Origin of the sequence: Pseudofrankia saprophytica, from assembly GCF_000235425.2 — a bacterium.
Lineage (GTDB): Bacteria > Actinomycetota > Actinomycetes > Frankiales > Frankiaceae > Pseudofrankia > Pseudofrankia saprophytica.
The window spans coordinates 1,391,693-1,417,784 of sequence record NZ_KI912267.1; the positions used below are offsets into that span (position 1 = coordinate 1,391,693).

General features: G+C 69.6%; 21 protein-coding genes and 2 pseudogenes. 7 read left to right on the forward strand and 16 right to left on the reverse strand.

The features are described from left to right. Positions 1–17 precede the first annotated feature (17 nt). The 4 genes from FRCN3DRAFT_RS0240290 to FRCN3DRAFT_RS0240305 form a co-directional block, all read right to left on the reverse strand. On the reverse strand, positions 18–905 hold the full coding sequence (locus FRCN3DRAFT_RS0240290) for an aldo/keto reductase (RefSeq protein WP_007506830.1): 888 nt from the start codon (positions 903–905) through the stop codon (positions 18–20). A gap of 118 nt (positions 906–1,023) precedes the next feature. Further along, positions 1,024–1,941 carry a helix-turn-helix transcriptional regulator gene (locus tag FRCN3DRAFT_RS0240295; RefSeq protein WP_035931227.1) on the reverse strand — a complete coding sequence of 306 codons (918 nt, stop codon included), beginning with the start codon at positions 1,939–1,941 and terminating at the stop codon, positions 1,024–1,026. Positions 1,942–2,069: 128 nt separating this feature from the next. Next, positions 2,070–2,762 (reverse strand): PQQ-dependent sugar dehydrogenase family protein, encoded by a 693-nt coding sequence (locus FRCN3DRAFT_RS48695; protein WP_007506832.1) that lies wholly within the window; start codon positions 2,760–2,762, stop codon positions 2,070–2,072. 119 nt (positions 2,763–2,881) lie between these two features. After that, complete coding sequence (locus FRCN3DRAFT_RS0240305) at positions 2,882–3,718, reverse strand: oxidoreductase (protein ID WP_007506833.1); 837 nt, start codon at positions 3,716–3,718, stop codon at positions 2,882–2,884. A 235-nt stretch (positions 3,719–3,953) separates the two neighbouring features. On the opposite strand from FRCN3DRAFT_RS0240305, the gene FRCN3DRAFT_RS0240310 reads away from it, so the two are divergent. Next, positions 3,954–4,637, forward strand: coding sequence for a TetR/AcrR family transcriptional regulator (locus FRCN3DRAFT_RS0240310; RefSeq protein WP_007506834.1), 684 nt, complete (start codon positions 3,954–3,956; stop codon positions 4,635–4,637). A 252-nt stretch (positions 4,638–4,889) separates the two neighbouring features. Here FRCN3DRAFT_RS0240310 and FRCN3DRAFT_RS0240315 read toward each other — a convergent pair whose 3' ends face one another. Then, positions 4,890–5,117 (reverse strand): WD40 repeat domain-containing protein, encoded by a 228-nt coding sequence (locus FRCN3DRAFT_RS0240315; protein ID WP_027141372.1) that lies wholly within the window; start codon positions 5,115–5,117, stop codon positions 4,890–4,892. Between the two features lie 510 nt (positions 5,118–5,627). Between FRCN3DRAFT_RS0240315 and FRCN3DRAFT_RS0240320 the strand changes: the two genes are divergently transcribed. Beyond that, a complete protein-coding gene (locus tag FRCN3DRAFT_RS0240320; RefSeq protein WP_007506838.1) occupies positions 5,628–6,839 on the forward strand; it encodes an oxygenase MpaB family protein in 1,212 nt (403 codons plus the stop codon). 174 nt (positions 6,840–7,013) lie between these two features. Here the strand turns inward: FRCN3DRAFT_RS0240320 and FRCN3DRAFT_RS0240325 are convergent, their stop codons facing one another. The 7 genes from FRCN3DRAFT_RS0240325 to FRCN3DRAFT_RS0240355 form a co-directional block, all read right to left on the reverse strand. Beyond that, on the reverse strand, positions 7,014–8,177 hold the full coding sequence (locus FRCN3DRAFT_RS0240325; RefSeq protein WP_007506839.1) for an acyl-CoA dehydrogenase family protein: 1,164 nt from the start codon (positions 8,175–8,177) through the stop codon (positions 7,014–7,016). Positions 8,178–8,305: 128 nt separating this feature from the next. After that, positions 8,306–10,201 (reverse strand): AMP-dependent synthetase/ligase, encoded by a 1,896-nt coding sequence (locus FRCN3DRAFT_RS0240330; RefSeq protein ID WP_007506840.1) that lies wholly within the window; start codon positions 10,199–10,201, stop codon positions 8,306–8,308. A gap of 21 nt (positions 10,202–10,222) precedes the next feature. After that, the gene (locus FRCN3DRAFT_RS0240335; RefSeq protein ID WP_007506841.1) at positions 10,223–12,175 is read right to left on the reverse strand and encodes a GMC family oxidoreductase N-terminal domain-containing protein; all 1,953 of its coding nucleotides are present in this window, start codon (positions 12,173–12,175) and stop codon (positions 10,223–10,225) included. 99 nt (positions 12,176–12,274) lie between these two features. After that, on the reverse strand, positions 12,275–12,967 hold the full coding sequence (locus FRCN3DRAFT_RS0240340) for an ABC transporter ATP-binding protein (protein WP_007506842.1): 693 nt from the start codon (positions 12,965–12,967) through the stop codon (positions 12,275–12,277). Further along, on the reverse strand, positions 12,964–13,734 hold the full coding sequence (locus tag FRCN3DRAFT_RS0240345; RefSeq protein ID WP_007506843.1) for an ABC transporter ATP-binding protein: 771 nt from the start codon (positions 13,732–13,734) through the stop codon (positions 12,964–12,966). The genes FRCN3DRAFT_RS0240340 and FRCN3DRAFT_RS0240345 overlap by 4 nt, the downstream gene beginning before the upstream one ends. Continuing rightward, positions 13,724–15,754, reverse strand: coding sequence for a branched-chain amino acid ABC transporter permease (locus FRCN3DRAFT_RS0240350; protein ID WP_007506844.1), 2,031 nt, complete (start codon positions 15,752–15,754; stop codon positions 13,724–13,726). Before FRCN3DRAFT_RS0240350 ends, FRCN3DRAFT_RS0240345 begins: the two co-directional genes overlap by 11 nt. An 85-nt stretch (positions 15,755–15,839) precedes the next feature. Beyond that, positions 15,840–17,093 (reverse strand): ABC transporter substrate-binding protein, encoded by a 1,254-nt coding sequence (locus FRCN3DRAFT_RS0240355; RefSeq protein WP_007506846.1) that lies wholly within the window; start codon positions 17,091–17,093, stop codon positions 15,840–15,842. 479 nt (positions 17,094–17,572) lie between these two features. Between FRCN3DRAFT_RS0240355 and FRCN3DRAFT_RS0240360 the strand changes: the two genes are divergently transcribed. Continuing rightward, positions 17,573–18,151, forward strand: coding sequence for a TetR/AcrR family transcriptional regulator (locus tag FRCN3DRAFT_RS0240360; protein WP_232794408.1), 579 nt, complete (start codon positions 17,573–17,575; stop codon positions 18,149–18,151). A gap of 28 nt (positions 18,152–18,179) precedes the next feature. Here the strand turns inward: FRCN3DRAFT_RS0240360 and FRCN3DRAFT_RS0240365 are convergent, their stop codons facing one another. Together FRCN3DRAFT_RS0240365 and FRCN3DRAFT_RS48700 are read right to left on the reverse strand one after the other, a co-directional pair. Beyond that, complete coding sequence (locus tag FRCN3DRAFT_RS0240365) at positions 18,180–18,473, reverse strand: LysE family translocator (protein WP_007506848.1); 294 nt, start codon at positions 18,471–18,473, stop codon at positions 18,180–18,182. 56 nt (positions 18,474–18,529) lie between these two features. Further along, entirely contained in the window at positions 18,530–19,966 is a 1,437-nt protein-coding gene (locus tag FRCN3DRAFT_RS48700) for a wax ester/triacylglycerol synthase domain-containing protein (protein WP_007506849.1), read from the reverse strand. 341 nt (positions 19,967–20,307) lie between these two features. Here FRCN3DRAFT_RS48700 and FRCN3DRAFT_RS50410 point away from each other — a divergent pair, with 341 nt between their 5' ends. Together FRCN3DRAFT_RS50410 and FRCN3DRAFT_RS0240380 are read left to right on the forward strand one after the other, a co-directional pair. Then, positions 20,308–20,811, forward strand: coding sequence for a pyridoxamine 5'-phosphate oxidase family protein (locus FRCN3DRAFT_RS50410; RefSeq protein WP_007506850.1), 504 nt, complete (start codon positions 20,308–20,310; stop codon positions 20,809–20,811). Between the two features lie 307 nt (positions 20,812–21,118). After that, entirely contained in the window at positions 21,119–22,096 is a 978-nt protein-coding gene (locus tag FRCN3DRAFT_RS0240380; protein WP_027141373.1) for an alpha/beta fold hydrolase, read from the forward strand. A gap of 125 nt (positions 22,097–22,221) precedes the next feature. Here the strand turns inward: FRCN3DRAFT_RS0240380 and FRCN3DRAFT_RS52405 are convergent. Next, a pseudogene (locus tag FRCN3DRAFT_RS52405) lies at positions 22,222–22,439 on the reverse strand (cytochrome P450); the annotation flags it as partial. A gap of 154 nt (positions 22,440–22,593) precedes the next feature. Between FRCN3DRAFT_RS52405 and FRCN3DRAFT_RS48710 the strand changes: the two are divergent. Then, positions 22,594–23,517, forward strand: a pseudogene (locus FRCN3DRAFT_RS48710) (TIGR03564 family F420-dependent LLM class oxidoreductase). A gap of 53 nt (positions 23,518–23,570) precedes the next feature. After that, positions 23,571–24,263, forward strand: a complete 693-nt coding sequence (locus FRCN3DRAFT_RS0240400) for a TetR/AcrR family transcriptional regulator (protein ID WP_007506855.1) — start codon at positions 23,571–23,573, stop codon at positions 24,261–24,263. A gap of 63 nt (positions 24,264–24,326) precedes the next feature. On the opposite strand, the gene FRCN3DRAFT_RS0240405 is transcribed toward FRCN3DRAFT_RS0240400, so the two are convergent. Beyond that, positions 24,327–25,976 (reverse strand): purine-cytosine permease family protein, encoded by a 1,650-nt coding sequence (locus FRCN3DRAFT_RS0240405; protein ID WP_007506856.1) that lies wholly within the window; start codon positions 25,974–25,976, stop codon positions 24,327–24,329. Positions 25,977–26,092: the final 116 nt, after the last annotated feature.

The window sequence follows — 26,092 nt, forward strand, 5'->3', positions numbered from 1 at the left end:
GCCGGCCCGTGCGACGGTCAGGCTTCGGGGATGTCGCGGCCGAAGGCCTGGAGGGTGACGTCCTCGGGCTCGGGGCCGCCGCGGACACCGGTGTCCAGAGCATCGAGCGCGTCGAGCTGGGCCGGGGTGAGGTCGAAGTCGAACACGTCGAAGTTCTCGGCGATACGGGCGGGCTTGGTCGACTTCGGGATGACCGATCGGCCCTGCTGCAGGCCCCAGCGCAGCATGACCTGCGCGGGGGACTTGCCGTGCTCGGCGCCGATCGCGGCGATCGTCGGGTTTTCGAACGTGCTGATGGCGCCCTCCTTGCCGCGGTAGGAGGTGATGCCGCCGATGGGCGACCACGCCTGAGTGAGGATGCCGTGCCCCGCATCGGCGGCCTGGACGGCGGGCTGCGTGAAGTACGGGTGGACCTCGACCTGGTTGACCGCCGGCACGACATCAGTTGCCTTGAGCAGGGCGTCTAGATGGTCGGGCATGAAGTTGCTGACACCGATCGCGCGGACCTTCCCCTCGGCCAACAACTTCTCCAACGCCTGGTAAGCGGCCACGGTCCGGTCGAACGCCGAGGGCAGCGCCTGGTGGAGGATGAACAGGTCGATGACGTCGACACCGAGCTTGCCAGCGCTCTTGTCATACGCGTGCAGCGTCTGCTCGTAGCCGTAGTCGGAGATCCAGACCTTCGTCTCGATGAACACCTGCGACCGGTCCACGCCGGAATCGGCGATCGCCTGCCCGACCTCGCGTTCGTTGCCGTAGGCGGCGGCGGTGTCGACGTGCCGGTACCCGGTCTCCAGCGCTGCCTGAACCGCGGCGACAGTCGCCCGCGGAGGGGTCTGGAACACGCCGAAGCCGATGGCGGGCATCTCGACCCCGTTGTTGAGGGTCAAGGTCGTGACGGTCATGACGAACCTCATCTCACTCGGATGACACGCCGATCCACGCCGCGACGGCGGGTCGGCCCGGACAGCCCGGACGGCCCGGGCTGGCTGTCGCTGGCCTACCCGGTGACGCGCGAATCGTTCAGGGCCTGGCGGTGCGCGAGTTCTCCCAGGCCGCGCCGCTGCCGGGCAGGGTGCGACTGCCGGCCCAGCTGGCCAGGAACCGCAGCGCATCCTGTGCCGGGGAGTCCGGCGCGGCGGTGAACACGTTGAGGTTCATGCCGATGTCTCCCGGCAGCAGGAGCACCTGGTAGGCGAGCTCGATCTCGCCGACAACCGGATGACGCAACTTTTTGGTACCCGCGACGTGGTGACGCACGTTGTGCGATGCCCATCGGATGCGGAACTCCTCGCTGCGGGTGGACAGCTCTCCCACGAGATCCGACAGCGGCTTGTCGTACGGGTGGCGACCGGCTTCGGTTCGCAGGCTGGCGACGATGTCGCCCGCGGCTGTGGGCCAGTCGACGAAGAAGTCCCGCGCTCTCGGATTGAGGAAGGTGAACCGTGCGACGTTCGGCGGCTGCACGGTCTCGGCGTGGATGTCGCTGTACAGCGCACGGGCAAGCTTGTTCGACGCGAGAATGTCGCGACGGCCGTTGCGCACATCCGCCGGCGCGTCGGTGATCGCGTCGAGCACCTGCTGAATACCTGCCGGCACCCGCGTCCGCTCAGCGCCCGCTCGGGATCGGGCGGAAGCGGTGGCGTTCGCCGCACGGGCCAGGTGGAACAGGTGCTCACGCTCGGCCTCGTCGAGCTGCAACGCGCCGGAAACCGCGTCCAGCACCGATTCGGAGACCCCGACGAGGTTCCCACGCTCCAGGCGGGTGTAGTAGACGACGCTGACGCCGGCGAGGGCCGCGACCTCCTCCCGGCGCAGGCCGGGCACGCGGCGGTTGCCACCGAACGCGACCAGCCCCGCCTGTTGCGGGGACAGCCGCGCCCGCCGCGAGGTCAGGAACTCGCGCACCTCGCCGCGGTGGTCACCGGCGCTCCCTGTCATGCGTCCGACGGTAGGCGCCGGTTCGGCGGCGTGGGAGTCACCGCTGGTATCCCTCACCGCCGTGTCTCCTCCCATCCATCCGGGCAGGTCGGTGTCTCCACCTCGTTTCCTGAGCGTCACCGCGGCGGCTATACCGCCGGGAGCGTCAGCCGGTAGACGAGACCGGCCATGTCGTCGGTCACATAGATCGACCGGTCAGGTCCGGGAACCGCGTCGACGGAGCGCCCCCAGCGGGAACCATCGGCGTCCTGGAACCCCGTGACGAGCACCCGCGCCTGCGTGAGGACCTTGCGGTCCTCGTCCCACGCGCTGTAGGCGACGTAGGGCTCTCGGGGCGGCTGGCGGTTCCACGATCCATGTGCCGTGATCAGTGCGCCGTTGTCGAGCGCGTCGGGAAGAGTGGAGCCCGTGGTGAACACGAAACCAACCGGCGCGCTGTGAGCGGGCAGACCCAGCTGCGTTCGGCCGATGCGATCGCAGTCAAGCGCGTCCCCATCCGCGTTGCTGGTCGGATCGTTCACGTAGCCGAGGTTCGCCAGGTCGTCCGGCCCCCGCGAGTCCGGCACGCAGTAGGGCCAGCCCATGTCGGTGCCGGGGGTGATCCGCGAGACCTGGTCGTTGGGGTGCTCGTTGATGTAGGCGCGGACCGTCTGCCCGTATTGCCCACTGGAATCCCGAAACGGGTATGGCTGGTTGTCGGCCTGGTTGATGGCGGCGAACAGCGTGCCGTCGGGAGCGAAGGCCAGACCCTCGCCGTTGCGCACACCGACCGCGAGCGTCCGACCGCCCCACCCGTCCAGTCCCACCTGGTTACTGATCATGTCTGTGGCCCTGACGCGCGCGGCCCGCGGTCCGGCCCAAGTCCTCCCAAGGACCGCGGCCGGGCTATGGGCCGGGGCGTCGGCTGGACGGCTCGGCCCGCCGCCCGCGGTGGCGGTCGTCAGGCCGGTATGCCTGAGGTGCGCTTGATGAGGGTGTCGAAGACCCTGTCCGGCAGGATTCTGCTGAGGAAAATGAGCGGGCGGGCGCCGAAACCGACGGTGTAGCGGGTGCGGGGGCGGCGGGCGGTGGCGGCCTTGATGACGGCGTCGGCGATGACGGTGGGCGGCGAGGTCCGGCGCGCGTCGGGCCGCGAGCCCTCCTCCAACGAGGTGGCGATGGCGTCGGCCTGTGCCGCGTAGGGTCCCTGCCCCGAGGTGGCGCGGAGCTTGTCCGCGGCGATGGCGCCCCACTCCGTTCGGATCAGACCGGGCTCGATGAGGATGACGTCGATGCCGAACCGCTTCAGCTCCAGGCGCATGGCGTCGCTGAGACCTTCGACGGCGAACTTGCTGGCGTGGTACCAGGCGCCCAGGGGGGTGGCGAACCGCCCGCCCATCGAGCTGATGTTGACGATGGTGCCGCTGCCCTGGGCGCGCATGGCCGGCAGCACCGTCCGCGTGAGGTGCGCGAGCCCGAACAGGTTGACGTCGAGCTGCGCGCGGGCCTCGGACATCGGGACGTCCTCGACCGCGCCATACGAGCCGTACCCGGCATTGTTCACCAGGACGTCGATGCGGCCCTCGGCCGCGAGGATCTCCTTGACGGCTTTCTGGGTGGACACCTCGTCGGTGACGTCGAGGGCGATGGTGTGCACGCCCGTGGCGGCGAGCTCCGCCATCCGGTCGACGCGCCGGGCGGCGCCGTACACGACGAAGCCGGCCTCGTGGAGGCAACGGGCCGTGTTCTCACCGATGCCTGAGGAGGCGCCGGTGACCAGGGCGACCTTGCGGGCCATGACGGTTCCTTTCTAGGGAAGACGGAGGGGTGGCGATCGCCGACGTCAGAAGTCGGGTCGACCCACGCGACCGCGTCGGTGGCCTTCATGACACGTCCCTCCGGTGCGAAGTGGGTCGTTGGACATCACCGACGAGCCTCGGTTCCCGGCAAACTGGAACAGACCATCGGTCTCTTACAAGATAAGAGACCGATGGTCTGTAGTCAAGAGACCGCCGGTCTCCTAGACTGGGTGCATGGCAGGCTTCCAGCGCGCGCGCAGCGAGGTGCAGCGCACCGAACGCCGGGAGGGCATCCTGCGCACGGCGGCCGCGATGCTCGACGAGATGCCCGTGTCGGCGATGAGCCTCAACGAGCTCAGCCGCCGCGTGGGACTGGCGAAGTCCAACGTCCTGCGCTACTTCGAGTCGCGCGAGGCCGTCCTGCTCGACCTGCTGGCCAGCACCGCCGCCGGGTTCCTCGTCGAGATCACCGAGAAGCTCCCGCCGACGGTCGACCCGTTCGCCCCGCTACCCGCTCGGGCAGGCGAGCTGGCGTCCGGCCTCGCCGCGTCGTTCGACGCCCATCCGATGCTGTGCGAACTGATCAGCGCCCAGGCCGCCGTCCTGGAGCGGAACGTCTCCACAGATGTCGCACTCCGCTACAAGCGGGGGGCGCGGGACAGCCTGGTCGGGCTCGCCGCCCTGCTGCGCGGTCTCGTTCCCGAGCTCGACGAGCCGCGATCGGCGCAGGCGGCCGGTCTGGTCATCGCTCTCGTCGGCGCCCTGTGGACCCGCGGCCATCCCGCGCCGGCCCTGGTCGCCGCCTACGAGATCGACCCAGACCTGGCATTCATGAACCCGCCCTTCCGCGAGTCCCTGGACGCCGCGATCGGCACGGTCCTGCTCGGCCTTGCGGCACGGAGCGACGCCGCGGGGTAGTCGCGCCCGCCCACCATCTGAACGCCGAGTATCCGAGTGCTGGGCGCGACCCGGCCCGGTCCGGGAGGGGGACGAGTCGCGCCCGTTGAGACGATCGGTGAAGATCGGTGAGGTTCGGCGGCGGCCCGGACGTCCGGCACGCTGGTCATCGCGTCGGTAGGGCCCACCGGGCGGGTGGCTGGCCCGTTCCTATTCGCCCAGGCCGCGGCCAGTACGTTGGCGGACCAGCTGAGCCGCGTTGTTCCACGGGTACTAGAGCAGACTGACGTCGCACAGCCGCACGATGCCGTCATGATCGCCGCTGGCCAGCAGCCCATCCGGACCGAACGCCACCGACAGGACCGGGCCAGTGTGGCCCGTGGGGAAATCGCCGAGCGGGCGAGGCGCGTCCGGTGCGCTGGCGTCCCACAGCCGCATCGTGCCTCCGTCGCTGCCGCTGGCCAGCAGGCCGTTCGGACCAAATGCCATCGCCGAGAACACGCCGGTAAGGCTAGCGAGTAGCTACGACGTGCCAGCGAGGGTCTTCACCACGTTGCCGCCCTCGGCTCGACGCACACCGAGGTAAAGCAGCAGGTCGCGGGCCTGAGATCCTGTCGTGAAGATCATTACGTCAACCCTCTAATACAAAGGTTGACGTCAGCCTCAGTCTTAGTTACCTTCCTCGCGAGTGATGCACCACACACTCGCGCGGCTCGGAGGGGTGTGACGCCGCCGCGCCCGGAGACCTGTATCGAAAAGCGGGGAACCCATGCGGTCACCAGGGAAGCCGCCATAAGCCATCGTTGGTGTCGGCCTGGGTCAATCCCAGCCCTGCCGTTCGGCGGGTTCTGGGAATCCGGGTTCGGTCGCATTCACAGTGCCGGGAACAACCGCACCGTAATGGCTGTCCCCACTCGTCGAACGAGTGTCCCCCACTTCTGTCGGCGTCCTGCGTCGACGTGCTCCAGCAGGCGTCTTCAGTGCCGTTGCCCTCGGGAAGCAGGTCAGGAAATGAGCGAACTCAGCAGGAGACGTGTCCTGACTCTGGGCGCCGCGCTCGGTCTGGTCGGCGTCGGGGACGTGGTGGCTCCGACCTGGAGCTGGGCGGCGACGGGGTCCGTCGCCGGCACCGGCACCGGCACCGATCCCCAGTGGGTCTGGGACGACACCATCGACCGGGTGATGGCCTCGGTCATCGACAACGGTCAGGTGCCCGCGGTCAATGCGGCCATCCTTCCATGGACCAACAACAACGCTCCCCTCCCGACCGGGCTGCCGGCCGATCTCGCTTCCTACTTACAGCAGGCCACGAAGTTACCGTCGTGGGCCGACATGAGCCTGCTGCGTCGCGCGGCCGACTTCAACAGGCGCAAGGACACCTATCTGTTCATGCTGTACGGGCTTGGCAGTGGAATCATGAGCACGGTCATCCCGCGCGAGGCCAGGGCGGTGTACTGGTCGGAGGGCAGCGCCGACATGAAAAGCCGTGCGGCGAAGACCTTCACCTTCGGATATGACCTCAGCCAGTCGAACGCGTTCGAGCCGAACGGGCAGTTCGTCGTCACCGCGAACAAGACGCGCATGGTGCATGCCGCCGTCCGTCACCTCCTGCCGCAGTCACCGCAGTGGAAGGCGGCGGCGACCGAGAACGTCCCGATCAGCAACGGCGACATCCTCGTCACCTTCCACAGCCTGGGCACGTTCGTGCACTCCAAGCTGCAGCAGTGGAAGGTCCCGATGTCGAAGGCCGACGAGAATGCCTTCCTCCACATGTGGCAGGTGGCCATCTCGCTGCTCGGCGTGAAGGACGAGTACATCCCCAAGACGTGGGCCGACACCCACGCCCAGTCGGCCCAGGTGCTCTCGCCGATCCTCATGCCCACCACCGAGGGCAGAAATCTCGCCGAAGTCCTGCTCGGGCTCGTCTCGGAGGTCGACCTGGGCGTCACGCGCGGCTTCCTCAACGAGTTCGCCCGCTACGTGCTCGGCGACGCGGTCGCCGACTCGCTCGGGCTGCCACGCGACCTGGTCTCGGCCGGAATAATCAAGGTCGGCTGGCCGACGTACATCCTGTTCCGTGAGGGACTGCTCCCGATCATGCCGGTCAACTTCTACCTCTTCGACCAGTTCATACGAGCTGTGGCCATGGCGTTCCTCAACGGGGGCACCTCGACGCAGACCACTCCCATCACGATCCCCGACATCAACCGTCCCGCGGCCTGACGCCCCTCGCCAGGCGCGCGCCAGCTGCCCCGCGGCGCCATGTCCGCGGGGCAGCTGATGTGGCGGCGGGTCGGTCGCGCCGTGGTCATCACGTTCCGACGGACACGATCCCGCCCGCCCAGACGGCGCCGCCCGCCCAGACGGCGCCCTCCGCCCTTCGCGCGGCTGCTCGCGTCACAGGCCCAGGTCGCGGCCGACGATCTCCTTCATGATCTCGGTCGTGCCGCCGTAGATGGTGGTGATGCGCGAGTCGACGTAGTCGTGCGCGATGCGGTACTCGGACATGTATCCGTAGCCTCCGTGCAGCTGCAGACAGCGGCCGACGATGTCGACCAGCTGCTCGGTCGTCCAGAACTTGGCCGCGGCGGCCTCGGCCGCCGTCAGCTCGCCGCGGGCGTGCCGCGCGACCAGGTCGTCGAGGTAGACGCGGCTCACCCGGGTGGCGGTGACCATCTCCGCCAGCTCGAACCGGGTGTTCTGGAACGAGCCGATGGGTCTGCCGAACGCCCTGCGCTCGGTCACGTAGGCGAGGGTGCGCTCGAGCACGCCCTCGGCCGAGGCCACGGCGCCGACGGCGATCGAGAGCCGCTCCTGAGGAAGGTTCCCCATCAGCCCGGCGAATCCGGAGCCCTCCTCGCCGAGGAGGTTCGCCACCGGTACCCGCACGTCGTCGAAGAACAGCTCACTGGTGTCCTGGGCGTGCAGGCCCATCTTCTCCAGGTTGCGGCCGCGGCCGAATCCTGGCGCGTCGGCCTCCATGACCAGGAGGCTGAGGCCCCTGTGCGGGTCCTGGCCGGTCCGCACCGCCGTGACGACCAGGTCGGCGTTCTGCCCGTTCGAGATGAAGACCTTGCTGCCGTTCACGACATAGTGGTCGCCCTGGCGCACCGCGCTCGTGCGGATGCCGGCCAGGTCGCTGCCGGTGCCCGGTTCGGTCATGGCGACGGCGACCACCAGCTCGCCCTTCGCGATTCCCGGAAGCCAGCGGGCCTTCTGCTCGTCATCGGTGAGGTCGGTGAAGTACGGGATGACGATGTCGTTGGACAGCCCGATGCCGGCCATGCCGTCGGACACCGGGTTGCGGCCGAGCTCCTCGGCGACGATCGCGTTGAAGCGGAAGTCCCGGGTGCCTCCTCCACCGTGCTCCTCGGGAATTCCGAAGCCGAGGACGCCCGCGCTCGCGGCCTCCTCGAACAGCCATCGGTCGACCTTCCCCTCGGCCCGCCAGCGCTCGGCGTTGGGCGCGGCGTACTTGTCGACGAAGGCGCGGACGGTCGCTCGGAACTGCTCGTGCTCGTCGTCATAGAGGGCGCGGCGGGTCGCGAACACGCTGGTCATCGGTTTCTCCGTTCAGCGTTTCCGTGTCGTGTTCGGTCGTGTTCACTCGATCGGCTCCGACGGCGTCGGGCCCCGCGCGAGGGGCACCGCGGCGCTCACTCGCGTTCCAGGCCCAGGTAGATCGCCGGTCACGCGGGCTGTCCGTACAGCCGGTCGATGACGTCGGCGTACTTGCTGCCCACGACCCGGCGCTTCAGCTTGAGGGTGGGTGTGAGCTCCTCGCTCTCGACCGTCCACTCCTGGGCGAGCAGCTCGAAGGCCTTCACCTGCTCGGGCCGCGAGAGCCGGGCGTTCGCCGCGTCGACGGCCGCGGCCACCGCCGCGCGGATCGCCGGGTGCCGCGCGAGCTCGGCCAGGGAGCCGGCCTGGACCCCAAGCCCTCGCGCCACGACCGGCGCTACCTCACCGTCGAGCGTGAGAATCGCGACGAGGTAAGGATGACCGTCGCCGACCACCATCGCGTGCCCGATCAGCGGGCTCTCCTTGAGCGCGTTCTCGATGGTCGACGGCGCGATGTTCTTGCCCGACGAGGTGATGATGAGCTCCTTCTTGCGGTCGACCACCCGCAGGAACCCGTCGTCGTCGAGGACGCCCACATCGCCGGTGTGCACCCAGCCGTCGGCGTCGAGCAGCTCGGCGGTCGCCTCCGGCGCCCGGTGGTAGCCGGGCGTCGCGATGGGTCCGCGCACCAGGATCTCGCCGTCGTCGGCGAGCCGGAGCTCGACGCCGGGGTGCGGGCGCCCGACCGTGCCGAGGCGGAACGAGCCCGGGCCGCAGGCCGTCGCGGAGCTGGTCGTCTCGGTCAGGCCGTACACGTCATAGACGCGCAGGCCCAGGCCGGCCAGGAACCGGGCGACGTCGACGGGCATCGGCGCGGCGGCGCTCGCGGCCCACTCCACCCGGTCGAGACCGAGGGCGGCGCGCAGCGGTCGCAGGACCGCCGCGTCGACCGCGTCGAACCGTGCCGCCAGCTCCGGCGACGTCGTGTGGCCGGTCTGCGTCGACTCGACGTAGGACAGCCCGACGGCGAGGGCCCGCTCGACGGCCGACCGCCTGGCCTCGTCGGGCTCGGCCGCGAGCCGGGCGGAGACGCCCGTACGGATCTTCTCCCAGACACGTGGCACACCGAAGAACCGGGTGGGCCGGACCTCGAGCAGGGTGGGCACGAGCTGGGACGGGTCGTCGATGAGATGGACGTGGCCGCCCCGCAGCTGCGGGATGTACATGCCGAGGATCCGTTCGGCGATGTGCGCGAACGGGAGGTACGACACCGAGACGCCCGGGCCTTCCAGGTGGGCGGTCCGGGCGGACGCGACCGCCTCGAAGCAGATGTTGCGGTGGGTGAGGACGACGCCCTTGGGCGCGCCGGTCGTGCCCGAGGTGTACAGGATCGTGACCGGGTCGTCGGGCCTGACCGCCTCGCCCCGGGCGAGCAGGGCCGGTCCCTGCCATCCCAGCGCCGCCGCTCCCTCGGCCATCGCCTCCGACCACGTGACGGCGCGCGCGTCGGCGTCCGGCGTGGCGTCGATGGTCACGACACGGCTGATCTCCGGGCGGTCCGCCAGCGCCACCGACCAGCGCCGGGCATGGTCATCGGTCTCGAGCACGACGATCCGCGGGGCCGCCTGCGCGGACACGTAGCCGACCTGCTCGGGCGAGAGCGTGTTGTAGACCGAGACGGGGACGCCGCCGGCGAGTACCGCGGCGAGGTCCGCGACCACGTGCTCGATCCGGCTGGAACACATGATCGCCACCACGTCGCCCGGCTCCAGGCCCGATTCCAGGAACGTCGCGGCGAGCTCGCGGGCGCGGTCGTGGACCTCGGCCCAGGTGACGGTGCGCCAGCCGGTGCCGCCGCCGGATCCGCCGGATCCGGCGGATCCGGCGGATCCGGCGGCGACGCGGCGGTCGGAGTAGGCGGGTTCGGCGCCGCGCTCCCGGGCCGTGCGCCGCACGGCCTCGACGAGCGTCAGGCCCGCTATCTCGGCCTCGACCGTCGTGCGCTGTTCGTCGATGTCCGGCATGCTCGTTCCTCCAGGACTGCGCTAGCCGAGCCGAGCGGCCAGACGGTTGGCGTTCATGTGGGCGATCGCCTCGATCGTGATCATGGGGTTGACACCCGGTGACGTGGGGAAGCAGGACGCGTCCGCGACGACGACGTTCGGCAGCTCCCAGGTGACGCCGTCCGGATCGGTCGCGCTCGTTTCCCTGGAGTCGCCCATCCGCGCCGTGCCCATGAGGTGCAGCGCGGCGATCGCGCACTGACCGGGGCCGTAGCCGGCGGCATGGCAGGCGGAGACGAACTCCTGGTAGGAGCCACGTCTCCCCGGCTCGTAGGACGGGCCGGCCTGGTGCGCGGAGTAGATCCTGCGCGCGCCCGCGGCCTCGATGATCCGGGTCGCCCCCTCGACGCCCGCCTTCAGGTGCGCGGCGTCGTAGCCCGAGAGCCGGTAGCGCGGAATCGGTTCCCCGTCCCGGCCGACTCCGACCTCGCCGGAGTCGCGGTCACGGGTGATGACGCCGACACCTCCGGTATGCGCGAGGTCCTTCATGGTGGCCAGATGCGCGGCGCCGCCTCGCCAGTTCATGAAGCCCTGGAGCGCGGCCGGGTTGCCCGGGCCGGTCTCGTAGATCACCCCGTAGCCGGAGCCGTCGAGATCGCCGTGCTCCCTGGAGTAGCGGGTCTGCAGGCCGCCCTCCCACGGCCGGATCTCCTCGTCGTACACGCCCCAGACGGCGGTCGCCGGATGCAGGCGCAGGTACCGGCCGATGTTCGGGTTGGCCAGCCCCGAACGGCGCAGTAGCGCCGGTGTCTGGATCGCGCCCGCGGCGACGACGACCGACCGGGCCCGCACCGTCACTGTGTGGCCGTCCCGGGTAAGGCCCTGGACGCCGACGGCCCGGCCCCCGCGCACGGCGACCCGACGGGCGTCCACGTTCACGACGAGTCGGGCTCCGTGGGACTCCGCGTCCGCGAGCCAGGTCTTCGTGACCGACTGCTTGGCGCCGCGACGACAGCCATAGCCGCAGCGCCCGCAGTCGACTCCCATGTCGCAGTCGGTCACGTTGCGCGCCGTCGCGTCGACGTGCCAGCCCAGGGCACGCAGCCCGCGCTCCATCACGGCGTCACGGGCGCAGGCGTCGCTGTTGTCCACGTTGACCGACAGCCGTCGGGACACCGCGTCCAACGCGTCGGAGAACTCCGGGAGGTCGAACTGCTTTACCCCGAGCGCCGCCCATTCGGCCCGAACCTCCGGAGGGGTCGGGAACGAGGTCGTCCAGTTGACGACCGTCCCCCCGCCCAGGCAGGAACCGGCGACCAGGGAGACCTGGCCCTCCGCGGTCGTGGCCGGTCCCGCCGCGTACAGCCGGCTCAGGCCGGACAGCTCGCCGCCGTCGAAGTCCGCGTCGTCGTAGTAGCCGCCACGTTCGAGGACGACGACGTCGAGACCGGCGCCGGCGAGGACCGCGGCCGCGGTGCCGCCGCCCGCGCCCGAGCCGACGACCACGACGTCACAGTCGTACGCGGTGTCCGACGTCGGGGTCAGGGGCGCGAGCGGGCGGCGGGGGGCTTCCGCCAGCGCGCCCAGGGGTCCTGGGTAGCCGATCGATGCCCAGACCGGCGACGAACCGGTGGGTCCTGGCGCGAGGAGGTACGACGACGTGGCCAGGCCGCGCAGGGCCTGGAACAGCACCCGTCTCCGCTCCGCCGGGGACTCCCCCAGCCGCAGGAGCGCGTCCTCTCGGGCGGCGGGTCCCAGCGCCGAGAACCGCCGCGGGCCCGCACCGAGGAACATGCCCATGAGCCGCGTGTCCCACAGCGAGAGCAACGTCGAGAGCTGTCGGCGGTCGGCGGCGCGGGGCAGTCCCGCCGCCAGTGCCTCGGCGATGTCGACCGCGCCGAGAGCGCTTGCGGCGGGGATGCTCGCGCCGTCGCCGGGAGCGAAGGTGTCGCAGATGGCGGCGAGCGCCGCGCGTTGCCTCGCCCCGAGCGTCATGAGGACGGTCCGGGAGCCCGGCCGACGATGTCGGACAACGGCGTCAAGATGCCCTCCTTTGACCTGCCCGGTGCGGCTCTGTTCGGTTCGGTTTCCGGATCAGCGGCCAAAGTAGGCTCGCTGGATTCGCGCCCGGTCCGCACGCATCGCGGCGGCCGGGCCCTTCAGGGCGATGCGGCCGTGGTGGAGGACCACCGCGTCGTCGGCGACCGACAGTGCCTGGTCTATGTGCTGCTCGACCAGGACGATCGCCGTCTTCTTCTCGTCGGCGAGGCTGCGCAGGACGGGCAGGATTCCCTGAACGGCGATGGGCGACAGACCCATGCTCAGCTCGTCCACCAGCAGAACGCGCGGCTTTCGCAGCAGCGCCTTCGCGATCGCGAGGGTCTGTTGCTCGCCGCCGGACAGCAGGCCACATCGCCGGTTCATGAGCCCACGAAGCTGGGGGAACCGCGCGAGGATCTCGTCGAGGTCGCCACGCGGCCCGGCGAGCCTGAGGTTCTCGGCCACGGTGAGGCGGTGGAAGACACCCCGGTTGTCGGGGACCAGGCTGACGCCGGCGCGCGCGGTGCGCTCCACCCTGCCGGTGACAGGCGCCCCGAGCGCGGTGACCGTGCCGGCCAGCGGTGCCAGGACTCCGGCGGCGGCCAACAGGGTGGTCGTCTTGCCGGCGCCGTTGGGGCCGAGCAGCGCGAGGATGCGGCCCTGGGCGACCTCGATGCTGATGTCGCGGACGGCGGGCACGCCGCGGTAGCCGGCGCTGAGACCCTCGATCGCCAACGCGGCTGTCATGGCGTCACCTGGCTGCCGAGATAGGCGGCCACGACGCGTTCGTCGGCGCTGACGTCCGCGGGCGTTCCGGTCGCGATGATCCGGCCGAGGTCCATGACGTACACCCGGTGGCACACCTCCAGCACGAGGGTCATGTCGTGGTCGATGAGCAGCACGCCGAGACCTGTCGCGCAGATCCGCCCGAGCTCGTCGCCGAAGGCCGCGCTCTCGTCGGTGTCGAGGCCTGCGGCCGGTTCGTCCAGCAGGAGCGTCCGCGTCGCGCCGACGAGCGCGCGCGCCACGCCGACGAGCTTCTGCTCGCCCAGCGTGAGCTGGTCGGGCCGGCGGTCGGCCAGCGCCGACATCCCGACCATCTCCAGCGCGGACAGCACCACCCGGTCCGACCGTCGACGACGGGAGAACACGTCGGCGAGCGCCCCGCGCACTCCGGCGCCCTCGACCGCGACGGCCAGGTTCTCGGCCACCGTGAGGTCACCGAAGAGCTCGCCGGCCTGCCAGGTGCGCGCGAGGCCGGCCTGGCGGCGCCGATGCGGGCCGGCGCCGTCGAGGCTCGCACCGTCCAGCTCGACGCCGCCCGAGTACCGGCTGAAGCCACTGACCGCGTCGACGAAGGTCGTCTTGCCGGCACCGTTCGGACCGATGAGACCGACGATCTCCCCTGGCCCGACGGCGAGCGTGACGTCGTCGTTGGCCCGTACGCCGCCGTAGCGGACCGACACGTTCCTCGCCGCGAACAGCGGCGGGTCCGAACCGCGGTCAGCCGACATCGACGGACTCCGCCGCGCTGAACGGCGCTACGCCTGCCGACGTGTCGGTGGCGGTGGCGGAGACGGGCCTTCTCCGCGCGCGCCACGCCGCGAACCGCTCCTGGACCGGCCCGCCGTGCGGCGGAAACACGACGGCGCGCACCAGCATGGCGAGTGCGGCGATGAGGGTGTAGTACCTGCTCAGATCGAGCGTCTGGGTCAGGACCAGGAAGAAGACACCGAGCGGTCCCGCCAGCCCCGCGATGACGGCGCCGGACATACGCGTGATCCCGCCGACGTACGTCGTGGCCAGGATGGTGAGCCCGACGAGCACCGTGAACGACGCCGATGACAGCTGGCCGCGGCTGTAGCCGATCAGGCAGCCGCCGACGCCGGCGAGGAAGGAGGCGATCGCGAAACCGAGCAGCTTGGTGGCGGCCACGTGCACTCCGGCCGCCGCCGCCGCTCGCTCGTTGGAGCGCACCGCCAGGAAGGCCCGGCCGGTGCCACCGCCGAGGAGGCGGGCCACCACGATCAGGAGCAGCACCACGATCGTCAGCACCATGTAGGCGAAGCGCAGCGTGATGACGTCGGTCCCGTGGCGTACCGCGAGCGAGTAGCCGAAAAGAGACGGGTCCCGGATCCGGTCGCCCGAATACGACGTCAACGCCGGATTGTTGAAGACGAAGCTTTCGATGGCCAGGGCGGCCGCGATCGTGGCGACCGCGAGCTGGGCGCCGCGGATGCGCAGCGCGGGGACGCCGACGACGATCCCGAGCGCGGTCGCGACGAGCGCCGCGAGCAGGATCGAGAGCGGGAACGGCACGCCCGCGTTCGTCGTCAGCTTCGAGAGCGCGAACCCGGCGGTTCCCGCGAAGGCCATCGTGGCCAGCGAGATCTGGCCGAGATATCCGGTGAGCAGGACCACGGAGACCGAGATCAGCGTCAGGATCGTCGACATCACGACGCTGAACCGCCACGTTCCGGACGTGGTGGCGATGACCACCGCCACGACGACCGTCGCCGCCGCCGTCGGTACGAGGCGAGGCCGCGGCCTCGACACCGGCGGGAGCCGCGCCCGGTCGGGACCGCCACGCTCCGGAATGCTCCTGCCGAGCGCGAAGAGGGCGACGACGACGATGGCGAAGGGAACCGCGTCGCCGACCCCCGACTGCGCCCAGGAGGGCCACCAGCTCTTGGTGGTCAGGAACAGGAGGACCTGCTGGAGGGAGCCGAGCACCAGTCCCGCCGCGCAGGCGGTTCCGATCGAGGTGAGCCGGCCGACGAGGGCGATGGCCAGGGCGGGGACGACGTAGAACATGTAGCTCGTCGGATCCAGGCCACCGATGGCCGGAGCGGCGAGGATCACGATCAGCCCCGAGAAGAGCCCGGTCGCTCCCCACACCAGGGTCGCGAGCCGGTCGGGCGAATAGCCCATGAGGCGCAGCGCGCGCTCGTCCTCGGCCCCGGCACGGGTCGCGATGCCGATCTTCGTGAACCTGAGGTAGCCCCAGCCGGCGACGGCGATCACGATCGCGATGCCGGCGAGCACCAGGTTGCTCACCGCGATGACGCCGCCGGCCAGCGTGATGGTCCCGGACGGCAGGATCGGTAGCGGAACCAGCGCGGACGGGTCGAGCCCCAGGGTGTCGCGGTCGAACCTGAGCGTCACCAGTGACTGAAGAAACAGCATGACGCCCACGGACGCGACCACCTGGCCGAGAACCGACGATCCGCGCAGCGGGCGAAAGACGAGGACCTGCGCGACGAGCGCCCAGACCAGGCAGCTTGCCGCACCGATCAGGACGGCGGGCAGCACGCCTGTCGGTCCGTGTCCGAGCCTGAGGCTCCCGAGCGGGAGCACCAGCGTTCCGTTGGCCCGGAGGGCGGCCGTCTGCCAGACGCCCCACAGCGCGAGCGAGCCCTGCGCGAAGTTGATGACGCCGGTGGCGACGTGGACGGTGACCAGGCAGGACCCCAGCACCGCGTAGACGGCGCCGGTCGAGAGCCCGAGGACGGCGAACTGCAGGAGCTCGCTCATGCGGACCTCGCCACCGGAGTCATCGGCCACAGCCACAGCCACGTCCGCGCCGCGTCACGCGGCGCGGACGTCTCGCTCGTTCCGCTCAACTCGCACCCGGAATGGTGGAGAGGATCGCCGGTAGCGGAGTGATCCAGCCGCCGCTCACGGGCTTGAGCGTCAGGTCCTTCTCGACGGTGAACAGCAGCATCTGCGTCGTGCAGTCGGGGGTGGTGGGGATGCCACAGGTGATCCGCGGGCCGAGGAAACTCGGGAAGTCCTTCAGCGACCGCAGCGTGGTCAGGACGGTTTGGCCGGTGAGCTCATCGGTCGACGCCGCCGTCGCCAGCCCCTTGGCGAAGTCCACCACGGTCGCGAACTGGCCGTACGCGTAGTAGTCAGCCGGTCCGCCCGCCTTGTCGATGTACTTCGTAGCCAGCGCGATCTGCTGTCCTACCTCGGCTGGAGCGTTCTTCTCCGACCCAGGCAGCCAGATCGAGGAGTACAGCGTCGCGCCGGGCGCCGACGCAGGGTCCGACTTGATGAAGGCGGTGCAGGCCGCGACGAAGACCGCGCCCTTGTAGCCGATGGACCGCAGGTTCCGCACCAACTGGGTGCAGATCGACTCACTGGGCGAGGCGATGAGCCCGGCGACGTCGGGACTGGTCGACGCGATCGTGGAGGCCACGGCGCTGAAGTTCGGATTGGTCGGCGAGAAGTAGAGTCCGGTCGCCTTGATCCCCATCGCGGCGGCCAGCGGCTTGAGCTCGGTGTCCACCGTGTTGTGACCCGACGGCGTGTCCTGCACGGTCAGGGTCGCGGACGTCATCCCCTCGGCCTTGAATCCCTGAAGCGCGCCGACGAGGAAGGACGCCTGCGGGGCGCCGAAGAACAATCGGCCTTCGGCCTTGCTTCCCGTCGTCTGATCGAACGGGATCTGGCCGATCAGCGGGATCTTGGCCGCGACGAGGGTGTCGACGCCCGCGCTCGAGCTGAGGTTGAAGCCGTCGAACGCCGCGACGACGCCGTCCTGGACGAACTTGTTGGCGCACGAGATGGTGGTCTCCGGCGTGCCGTCGATCGAGCAGTCCTCGACCGCGATCGGGTGGCCGTCTATCCCGCCGAGCTCGCCGTTGACGTACGAGACGGCCGCCTTCATCCCGGCGCCGACCCCGGGGAGGGTGGCGACGCCCGAGTCTGGCCGGAAGAATCCGACCTTGATCGGCGTGCCGGTCGCGGCGTTCTCGTCCGGCATGCCGCTCGAACCGCTCGAGCCGCTTCCGCAGGCCGCCATCGTCGCGAGCGCGAGACCCAGGCCCAGGCCGACGACGACCCACGGTCGCTTCCTTGCTAATCGCATGGGTTCCTCGCATCTCGATCGGGATTCCGGCACGGCGCCATGGCACCCACCCGGTGATTGGGTGTGAAGCCCGTCCGCGGCGAGGAAGTTATCTATAACTGAGGATGACGTCAACCTCTTCCTTGGGTTGGCCGACGCGCCCCAGCTCATTCATCAAGATCACATCCTCACGGCCCGGGATCTTGACCCGGCGGGGCGACGACGGTCGGCGCCGGATTCGATGGTGAGCACATTGGGTGTCCGAGAGAACGCTTACAGCGACGACGAGGCCTGGGAAGGTGGGCTCGTACTATCGCTACAGGTCGCGGATGGCGCGGATGTCCGCCCGCGGGCGGACATCCGCCCGCGCCGCTCTCACCAGGTCGAGATGAGGTGTGGTTGTGCCGACGTCGGCCGCCGGTCGGAATCGGGCGAACGCCTCCGAGAACCCCCGGCGCAGACGGAACGATCCTCGCCGCGAGACCACGCCCCGACGTCTCGTGGAGGCGGCCCGCGTCGTCTTCGAGCGTGACGGCTTCTACAACGCCCGTCTCTCGGACATCAGCGCGGAGGCGAAGGTGGCCTCGGGCACGCTCTACAACTACTACCGCTCGAAACACGACCTCCTGCACGAGGTGATGAAGGACGTGTCCACCGAGCTGACGGCACTGGCGCCGAACCATGTCAGCGCCCAGCTCGACCCGGTGGGCCGCATCGAGGAAGTCAACCGTGTCTACATCGAGGCTTTCCAGCGCAATGCTCACGTGTTGCGGGCGGTGTACCAGGCCCGCGACGACGACGAGCGGCTGAAGGTCCAGTGGGACGAGGTGGCCGAGCATTTCCAGGGCAGGGCGACCCGAGCCATCACCAGGTGGCAGGCGGCGGGACTGGCCTTTGCCGACCTGGATCCCCGGCACACCGCGCACGCGCTGACCCTCATGGTCGAGCGCGTGGTCATGGCGTGGTCCTACGAGGGCGTGGAGTACGACCGGGAGACGTTGATCGACACGGTGAACAAGATCTGGGAGAGGTCCCTGGGCCTACCAAGAAGATCGGACGGTTCAGGCTCGCGCACCTGACGAGACGGATGTTTTCCGCTGGCCACCGCTAGTCCTTGCGCCCGGTCGCGGCGACCGTGACGCCCAGCCCGACCATCGTGAGCCCGCCGAGCCCGCCGACCAGGGAGAGCCGCCGCGGCGATCGGGCGAACCAGCCCCGCGCGGTGGCCGCGACCAGACCCCACGCGCTGTCGGAGACCACCGCGATGACGTTGAAGACCAGGCCGAGCAAGAGCATCTGCGGCGCGACGTGCCCCTGACCCCGGTCGACGAACTGCGGCAGCACAGCGGCGAAGAACACGATGGTCTTGGGGTTGGCGGGCGGGCGCCGGGTGGCACGCATCGCAGTCTGCCGCGACCACCCTGATTCCGGTCATTTTGCGTATGGATTCCTCAGGGTCATCGGGGTACGCGCGATGTCGAGTGCCGGCTGAGGGAAGCAGGCGCCTGCCGTGTGGTAGCGGGCCCGGGTTCGCCAGACGACCCGGCCCGGCCGTGGTCCAGAACAGCGGCAGCCGAGCGCACAGGGACGGGACCGCCGAGGGCGGCGAGTTCGGCGAGCCAGCGGTCCGCCAGCTCGGCATGCCGCGGCACGCTCGCGCTCGCCGTGAACCCGGCGCACACCTGCGAGCCGAGGCCGAACAGCCCAACCGTGAGATGCGCCCGGCCGACGAACAGTGGCGACATGCCAATCAGCGTGGAGACCTTCCGGCCCGCGACGGAGAAAGGGCCGCGCATCGTCCCGATGTTGGTCGCCGTGAGTGCCATCTCCTTTGGGCGTATTCCGGCGGTCGCGGCCTGGGCGAACATCTGGGGCGGTAGGCCCGGCGGAATCCTGTCCAGGGCCCGCCGCAGGACCACGGCTACGCTTCCACCTGCCTTGGCACGCCGGGTCTCCGCGGCGACCCGAGCCAGTCGCCGGAATGGGTCAGGGTCCGCGCACGGTAACGGAATCCGGGTGCCGAAACTGAAATTGGACAGCATCTCGCGCTCGCTGGGGGTGCGCAGGCTGATCGGCATTACGGCGTGGATGGGGCGCCGACCGTGCCTCCACTCCGGCAGCGACCATGAGCGCAGCGCGCCGGCGGTGGCCGCGAGGAAGACGTCATTGATGGTCACCGCGTTCCGGCGGGCGATCTGGCGCAGCGTCTCGAGTTCGGTGATCGCCCAGGTGTGCCGCGCCCGGCCCCGCGGTGGGCCGCCCCAGGAGGCCAGCTGGCGCGTCCGAGGGATCCCGCGCAGCAGCACGGCGACCATCCGGGCGTAGTCCCGCGCGCGCGGCGCGCCGAACGTCGACAGATTCCGCATCGCCGGTTCGCGATCGGGTCCGAACAGCAGGTGCAGCGCCTGGTGCAGGGCCCCGCCATCCTGGTGGATGTGGTTGATCCGGAACACGACGGCGACCCTGTCGGAGGTGTGCCCGTGCAGCAGCCAGAGCCGCCACAGCGGGCGGTTCAGGTCGAGCGGCCAGGCGGCGAGTCGGTCCAGCGCTGCCCGCAGGCCGTCCTCCCCGCTACCGGGGAGCAGCTCCTCGGCGCCGACGTGGTAGTCGAGGTCCAGCTCGTGGTCGAGTTCCCAGACGGTGTCGTCCCTGGACGCGGACGCGGACGGCCGGGAGAGACGCTCGGTGAGCGCCGGCGCCTCGCGCAGCCGTTCCGCCACGTGCGCCCGCAGCTCGGCGACGGTCAATGTCGGGTCATCGACGTACAGCACCACCCCGTATTCCAGACCCTCCCCGGGGTTGAGCCGGCTGAAGTGCAGGAAACCGCGGTCGCCGGCGCTCAGCGGTCTGGTCTCCTCGCTGCGCGAGGCAACGTTCACGGATGTCTCTAGCACGAGGAATCCCTCCGGTATCGCCCACGCCTGGCTTGCTGGCGATCGATCCGATCGGAGAATCTTGGCGTGTTGGGGCAAAACTACCAAATGCGGCAAACGGAGCCGTCGGCGCGTGGTCGCGCGTCGCCGTCGACCCCTGGGAGCCAGCGGCATGCGGTAGCGGCCCGCTGGTCGTCTTCGTAGGCTGGAACGAGGCCGCGGTCCGCCGCGAAAGGTCTGGCCGCGGACATCCGACAGGGCGGTGTCAGGTGCGCCAGCTCTTGATAATTTGTAGCTGACGATTCGTCCGGGCGCGCGCCTGTCATGGCCGGTAGATAGGCGCTTTCGGAAGAAGGTGGTCAGTGAGCGCGGACCCGGAGCCCGTCGCGAGCCGGCCGTGGATGTATGGCTCGACGCTGAGTCCGGGGTTGCTGCCCTGGCGCTGGGCAGTGGCGACACTGAGAGACGCCGCGCATTACTGGATCGCGACCACCAACGCCGACGGTCGACCCCACACCCGGCCGGTCTGGGGTGTTGTCGTCGACGGCACCGTCTTTTTCTCGACCGGGTCGAAGGCCGTCGAGAACCTGGCCCGCGGATCGGCGATCAGCGTCCACACCGAGAGCGCGACCCGTCTCGTCATCCTCGAAGGCACTGCCGAGCAGGAGCACGACCGAGCGACCGTCGAGCAGATCTGCGCCGACTACGCGGCCAAGTACGACGAGCGGCTCGACCCTGACGACCTGCCGGGGCCGTTCTGGGCCGTCCACCCGTCAGTCGCCTTCGGGTGGCTGGCGGAGCCGAACTTCAGGGACGGCGGCGCCACCTTCCATGGCACCGCCACTCGCTGGACGCCTCGGGGCTGACCGGCCCCCGTTCGCCGAGCAAAAGCGGCGCGGTCCGTAACGGGGCCTGGTGGATGCGGACCTGGGCGACCAGCTCCCGGGCCGAGCACCACCGTGCCGTCAGCGATCACCCCGAGCGCTGTGATGCCCCGCGCCCGCCCCACAAGCAGCGAATACGTCGGCATTGAGCCTCGGCGCACTGCGTGGCTTTGCTACCGGTGACGGCCATGGGGCGGTGGGCCCCTGGTGAGGTGAGTTCGTTGAGAACCGGCCGTAATCGCGCTGGAAAGGATGTGCGGCGCGGGTCGTTCACATATCGTCTGGCCTCGTGAGGCATCAGGTTGTAGACGCCCGGGGGACGAGGATTCACTGCGTCGAGGAAGGGTCCGGCCCGTTGGTGCTGTTCATCCACGGATTCCCCGAATCGTGGTACTCGTGGCGTCACCAGTTGCCAGCGATCGCCGAGGCAGGGTTCCGGGCCGTGGCGATCGACGTCCGGGGGTACGGGAGGTCCTCCGCCCCCGTCGAGGTCGAGGCCTACGGGATGCTCCAGCACGTCGTCGACAACCTCGGGGTTGTGGAGGGGCTCGCCGGCCGAGGCTCGCCGGCGATCGTCGTCGGCCACGACTGGGGGGCGCCGATCGCCGCCAACTCGGCCCTGTTGCGACCGGACATCTTCACCGCGGTAGCTCTGCTGAGCGTCCCGTACAGCCCCCCGGGCGGTCGGCGGCCCACCGATGCCTTCGCCGAGATGGGAAGGCGGGCCGGCCCGGACGAGGAGTTCTACATCAACTACTTCCAGGAGCCGGGACGGGCCGAGCGGGAGATCGAGATCGACGTTCGATCATGGCTGCTCGGCGGCTATCTCGCGTCGTCAGGTGACGGGGCGACGTCGGCGTCGGACGAAAGCACCGCCGGCACCGTGACACGCGGAAAGATGCTGCGAGACCGCTTTCCCGCTCCCGACCGCCTCCCTGCCTGGCTCACCGAGGACGACCTTGAGTTCTATGTCGAGGAGTTCGAGCGGACCGGATTCCGGGGAGCCCTCAACCGCTACCGCAACGTGGACCGGGACTGGCAGGATCTCCAGCCGTGGAGAGGCGCGCCGGTCCGGGTTCCATCCCTCTTCATCGGCGGGGAGAAGGACAGTCCGACCCTGTGGGGAAGCCGGGCCATCGCCCGCTTCCCCGACACCCTGCCAGGCCTTCGCGGCAGCCACATCCTCTCCGGCTGCGGTCACTGGGTTCAGCAGGAACGAGCCGCCGACGTCAACCGGCTCCTCGTGAACTGGCTGAAGACGCTGTAGCCGTCGAGGCCAGCAGAACCCCAGATCCCGGACCCCGCCCGCCTCCGGCCACGCCGCGAACCAGGGAGTCATCCCAGCGAGGCGACGGCGGGCCGTTTTCTCCGGGCCGCCCCGGCGGTCGCATCCGGCCTTAAGGCGAACTGGCCGACCACCGAGTTGTAGGAGGAGAACGTCTCCGCTTCGCGGTAGACCTGGCTGGCCTCCTCGTGGCCGGTTACGGCCACCACGCCGAGGTGAGGTAACGGCAATACGGACAGGCCTCGCGGAGCGCATCGAAGTACGGGTAGGGGTCCGCGACGACCGACTGATCCGTGAAGTAGTCGATGGTCTTCCAGTCACGCACCATGACTCCTTTTTCCGATGCCGATCGCACCGATTCTCGACGTTGTGCCATACATACGTATATCATGCTTGCTATACGTATGTATAGTCCTGCCATGGGGCGCCGGTCTGACCGCCGACGACGATCATGGACTACGAACGGGCGGGAGAGTGGCGTGCGGATCGGCTTGACCGGCGGGAACATCAGCGGAAAAGGTCGTCCATCAGGCCCAGCAAGCGGAGCGGGACGGCTTTACCTCGCTGTGGTATTCCAGCGCGGTCATGGGTGACCCGCTCGTCGCGATGGCGATCGCCAGCCGGGAAACCACCTCGATCGAGCTGGGGACCGCGGTTCTGCAGACCTACCCGTGCCACCCGTTGCTGCAGGCGAACCGGGCGTCGTCCGTGGTCGCGGCGATGGGCCGCCCCGGTTTCGCCCTCGGGATCGGACCGTCACACGAGCCGCTGGTGCGGGGCGTCTACGGAATGTCCTACGACCACCCTGGTCGGGCCACGGAGGAGTACGTGCGGATCCTCACGGACCTGCTCCGCGGCCGGGACCTCGACGCCGACGGCGAGGACTGGAGCGCCCACAGTGCCGGGATCATGGCGCGGGCGGCGGACCCGATCCCGGTCCTGGTCGCCGCGCTCGGGCCGCGGTTGCTGCAGGTGGCTGGTGAGATCGCCGACGGGACCGTGCGTGGATGGCGCCCGCCCGCGCCATCGAGTCCCACGTCGCTCCCAGGATCCATGCCGCGGCGGCCGCCGCCGGCCGCCGGCCACCGCGCATCGTGGCCGGTCTGCCGGTCGCCGTGCACGACGACGAGGCGGAGGCCCGGTCGGCCGCCGCGACATACTCGACGGCATACGCGGGCAGGGCGAACTACGAACGGATCCTCGGCATCGGCGGCGTGTCCACTCCTGTCGAGGCCGCCATCGTCGGCGACGAGAAGGCCGTCAGCGCGGCTCTGCGCGGTTTGCTCGACGCCGGCGCGACCGACATCTGGGCAGCCGTCTTCCCGGTCGGCCGCGACAGACAAGAACGGGCGGAATCGACGCGGCGAACGACGGACCTCCTGCGTGAGCTGGCCACACGGTAGACCCCGTAGCGCAGGGCACAGTCCGTGATCCCTGCAATCGTGGAAGGTAGTCGATGACATCGTCGCGTCGCGTCGGCGCCGCAACGTCGAAGACTCGGACGCTACTGCTGGACGGTGCCGAGCACCTCATGCTCGCTCAAGGTTATGCGGCGGTGACCTACCGGGGTGTCGCCACCCAGGCCGGCGTCACCCCCGGGCTCGTCCAGTACTACTTCCCGGCGCTCGACGACCTCCTCGTTGCCCTGGTCCGACGCGGCATCGAGCAGAGCCTGGCTCGGCTGGCCACCTCGCTCGAGACAGAACCTCCTTTGCGCGCCGTCTGGGAGGACGCCGGCGACAAGGCTCGATCGGCCCTCATGGCGGAATTCATGGCCCTCGCCAATCATCACAAGAAGATCCGAAGCGAACTCGTGAAGGCGGGAGAACAGGCGCGCACACTCGCACTCGCCGCGCTGTCGGCCCGGTCGAGCGAATACCCGCGGTCACCGGATTCACCCTCCCCGGAAGCGCTCCTGTTTCTTATGATCAGTACTCCACGGATGATCGCGATGGAGGAGACGATCGGCCTCTCGACATTCCATGCCGAGACGGTCGACTTCATCGAGCGTTACCTCGACCGGGTCGAGCCCCGGCCGCGAGCCACTCCGAGACGGTATCGAGACCAGGTTCTCGCGAACGACAGGAAACATGATCGACCACGTGGGCCGGCGGCGGCCGACCCGGGCTCCCTGTCGAGGCCGACATGAAAGGGTGCCCGGGTTGGCCGCCGGCTGATCAGTCGGCTCAGTCGGCTCAGTCGGCCGGGTGGGTCAGGACTGGGCCGGGAGCACGTGGTCGCCGACCTTGTCCGTCGAGAGGTCGAGCGAGCAGATGTAGGCGTCGTGCGTCTGGCACCTGACCATGTCCGGCCGTTCGTACTCCTGCCGGCAGACGTGGCAGGTGAGGGTCTCGCCTGACGGGTTGCCGTACTCGTCGTACATCGGCAGGTCGATGCCGTCGTCCGTGCGGCGCAGGTAGTACCTGCCCCTCGTGGCCACGGCCAGGATCGGTGGCAGGACGAGGGCGAGCACGATCGCCACGAGCGGCGAGTAGGGCTTGAGCCCGGAGCCGAGGCCGCCGTAGAAGTCGATGATCGAGATTCCCGCGGCCAGCACCATCGACCCGAACCCGACCGGGTTGACGGCGTAGAGCATGCCGCGGCGGAATTCGGGCTTCAGCGGCGAGATCTTGAGCAGGTACTTGTTGAACACGATGTCGGAGGCGACCGCGACCACCCAGGCCATGCCACAGTTGGCATAGAAGGCGAGGATCGTGTTGAGGAAGCTGAACATGTCGGCCTCCATCAGGATCAGCGCCACGAGCAGATTGAAGCCGAGGAAGACCAGCCGGCCGGGGTACGTCTTCGTGATCCGGGTGAACGAGTTGGTCCAGGCCAGCGAACCGGAGTAGGCGTTGGTCACGTTGATCTTGACCTGGCTGATCACCACGAGCGCGACGGCGAGGGCCAGCGCGCCCCAGTGCGGCAGGAGGTCCTGGTAGATCTCCAGGAACTGGTGCACCGGCTGGTTGGCCACGCCCGCGCCGTCCGCGACGTTGGCGATGATGTAGACGGCCAGGAACATGCCGATGATCTGCTTGATGGCACCGAAGACCACCCAGCCCGGACCGGCCAGCACCATCGCGGTCCACCAGCGGCGCGAGTTCTCCGGCGTGCGCGGCGGCATGAAGCGCAGGTAGTCGATCTGCTCGGCGATCTGGGCGATCAGTGAGAGACAGACGCCGGCCGCCAGGAAGACCGAGCCGAGGTCGAACCCGCCCTTGCCGTCCTGCCCGCCGTAGTCGAAGAACGCGCCGATCGAGTCGGGGTGGCGGATCAGCAGGTAGGCGAACGGCAGCACCATCAGCACCAGCCACAACGGCGTCGTCCAGAGCTGGAGTGTGGAGAGCAGCTTCATGCCGTACACCACGAGCGGGAAGATGACGATCGTGGAGGTCGCGTAGCCGATCCACAGCGGGATGTGGAGGCCCAGGTTCAGGCCCTGGGCCATGATCGAGCCCTCCAGGGCGAAGAAGATGAACGTGAAGGACGCAAAGATCACGTTCGAGACGACCGAGCCGTAGTAGCCGAAGCCGCTACCCCGGGTGATCAGGTCGAGGTCCAGGTTGTAGCGGGCGGCGTAGAAGGCCAGCGGAAATCCGGTCAGGATGATCACAACGGCGAAGACGGCGATGCCCCACAGGGCGTTCGTCGTTCCGTAGGAGATGCCGATGTTGGCCCCGATGGCGAAGTCCGCGAGGTAGGCGATGCCACCGAGGGCCGAGATCGCGACCATGCCCGTGCCCCACCGCCGGTAACTGCGCGGCGCGAACCGGAGCGTGTAGTCCTCCAGGGTCTCCTTGGCGGATCCGGTGCTGGGTTGGTGGGTTGCGGGGTCGTGCGGGAGGCTGACGGTGCTCATCGCGGACTGCCTTTCTGCGGGCGCGGGTCCGAGGCCGCCGGAACAACGGGCGACGGGCGACGGGGGCGGCGCTGACCCCTGCCGATCAGCGAACATCCGGCCGCTAAACAACCGCC

Excerpts from the sequence above, each read along its gene's own strand:
- FRCN3DRAFT_RS0240290 (WP_007506830.1), bottom strand. The coding sequence starts at position 905 with ATGACCGTCACGACCTTGACCCTCAACAACGGGGTCGAGATGCCCGCC.
- FRCN3DRAFT_RS0240295 (WP_035931227.1), bottom strand. The coding sequence starts at position 1,941 with ATGACAGGGAGCGCCGGTGACCACCGCGGCGAGGTGCGCGAGTTCCTG.
- FRCN3DRAFT_RS48695 (WP_007506832.1), bottom strand. The coding sequence starts at position 2,762 with ATGATCAGTAACCAGGTGGGACTGGACGGGTGGGGCGGTCGGACGCTC.
- FRCN3DRAFT_RS0240305 (WP_007506833.1), bottom strand. The coding sequence starts at position 3,718 with ATGGCCCGCAAGGTCGCCCTGGTCACCGGCGCCTCCTCAGGCATCGGT.
- FRCN3DRAFT_RS0240310 (WP_007506834.1), top strand. The coding sequence starts at position 3,954 with ATGGCAGGCTTCCAGCGCGCGCGCAGCGAGGTGCAGCGCACCGAACGC.
- FRCN3DRAFT_RS0240320 (WP_007506838.1), top strand. The coding sequence starts at position 5,628 with ATGAGCGAACTCAGCAGGAGACGTGTCCTGACTCTGGGCGCCGCGCTC.
- FRCN3DRAFT_RS0240325 (WP_007506839.1), bottom strand. The coding sequence starts at position 8,177 with ATGACCAGCGTGTTCGCGACCCGCCGCGCCCTCTATGACGACGAGCAC.
- FRCN3DRAFT_RS0240330 (WP_007506840.1), bottom strand. The coding sequence starts at position 10,201 with ATGCCGGACATCGACGAACAGCGCACGACGGTCGAGGCCGAGATAGCG.
- FRCN3DRAFT_RS0240335 (WP_007506841.1), bottom strand. The coding sequence starts at position 12,175 with ATGACGCTCGGGGCGAGGCAACGCGCGGCGCTCGCCGCCATCTGCGAC.
- FRCN3DRAFT_RS0240340 (WP_007506842.1), bottom strand. The coding sequence starts at position 12,967 with ATGACAGCCGCGTTGGCGATCGAGGGTCTCAGCGCCGGCTACCGCGGC.
- FRCN3DRAFT_RS0240345 (WP_007506843.1), bottom strand. The coding sequence starts at position 13,734 with ATGTCGGCTGACCGCGGTTCGGACCCGCCGCTGTTCGCGGCGAGGAAC.
- FRCN3DRAFT_RS0240350 (WP_007506844.1), bottom strand. The coding sequence starts at position 15,754 with ATGAGCGAGCTCCTGCAGTTCGCCGTCCTCGGGCTCTCGACCGGCGCC.
- FRCN3DRAFT_RS0240355 (WP_007506846.1), bottom strand. The coding sequence starts at position 17,093 with ATGCGATTAGCAAGGAAGCGACCGTGGGTCGTCGTCGGCCTGGGCCTG.
- FRCN3DRAFT_RS0240365 (WP_007506848.1), bottom strand. The coding sequence starts at position 18,473 with ATGCGTGCCACCCGGCGCCCGCCCGCCAACCCCAAGACCATCGTGTTC.
- FRCN3DRAFT_RS0240400 (WP_007506855.1), top strand. The coding sequence starts at position 23,571 with ATGACATCGTCGCGTCGCGTCGGCGCCGCAACGTCGAAGACTCGGACG.
- FRCN3DRAFT_RS0240405 (WP_007506856.1), bottom strand. The coding sequence starts at position 25,976 with ATGAGCACCGTCAGCCTCCCGCACGACCCCGCAACCCACCAACCCAGC.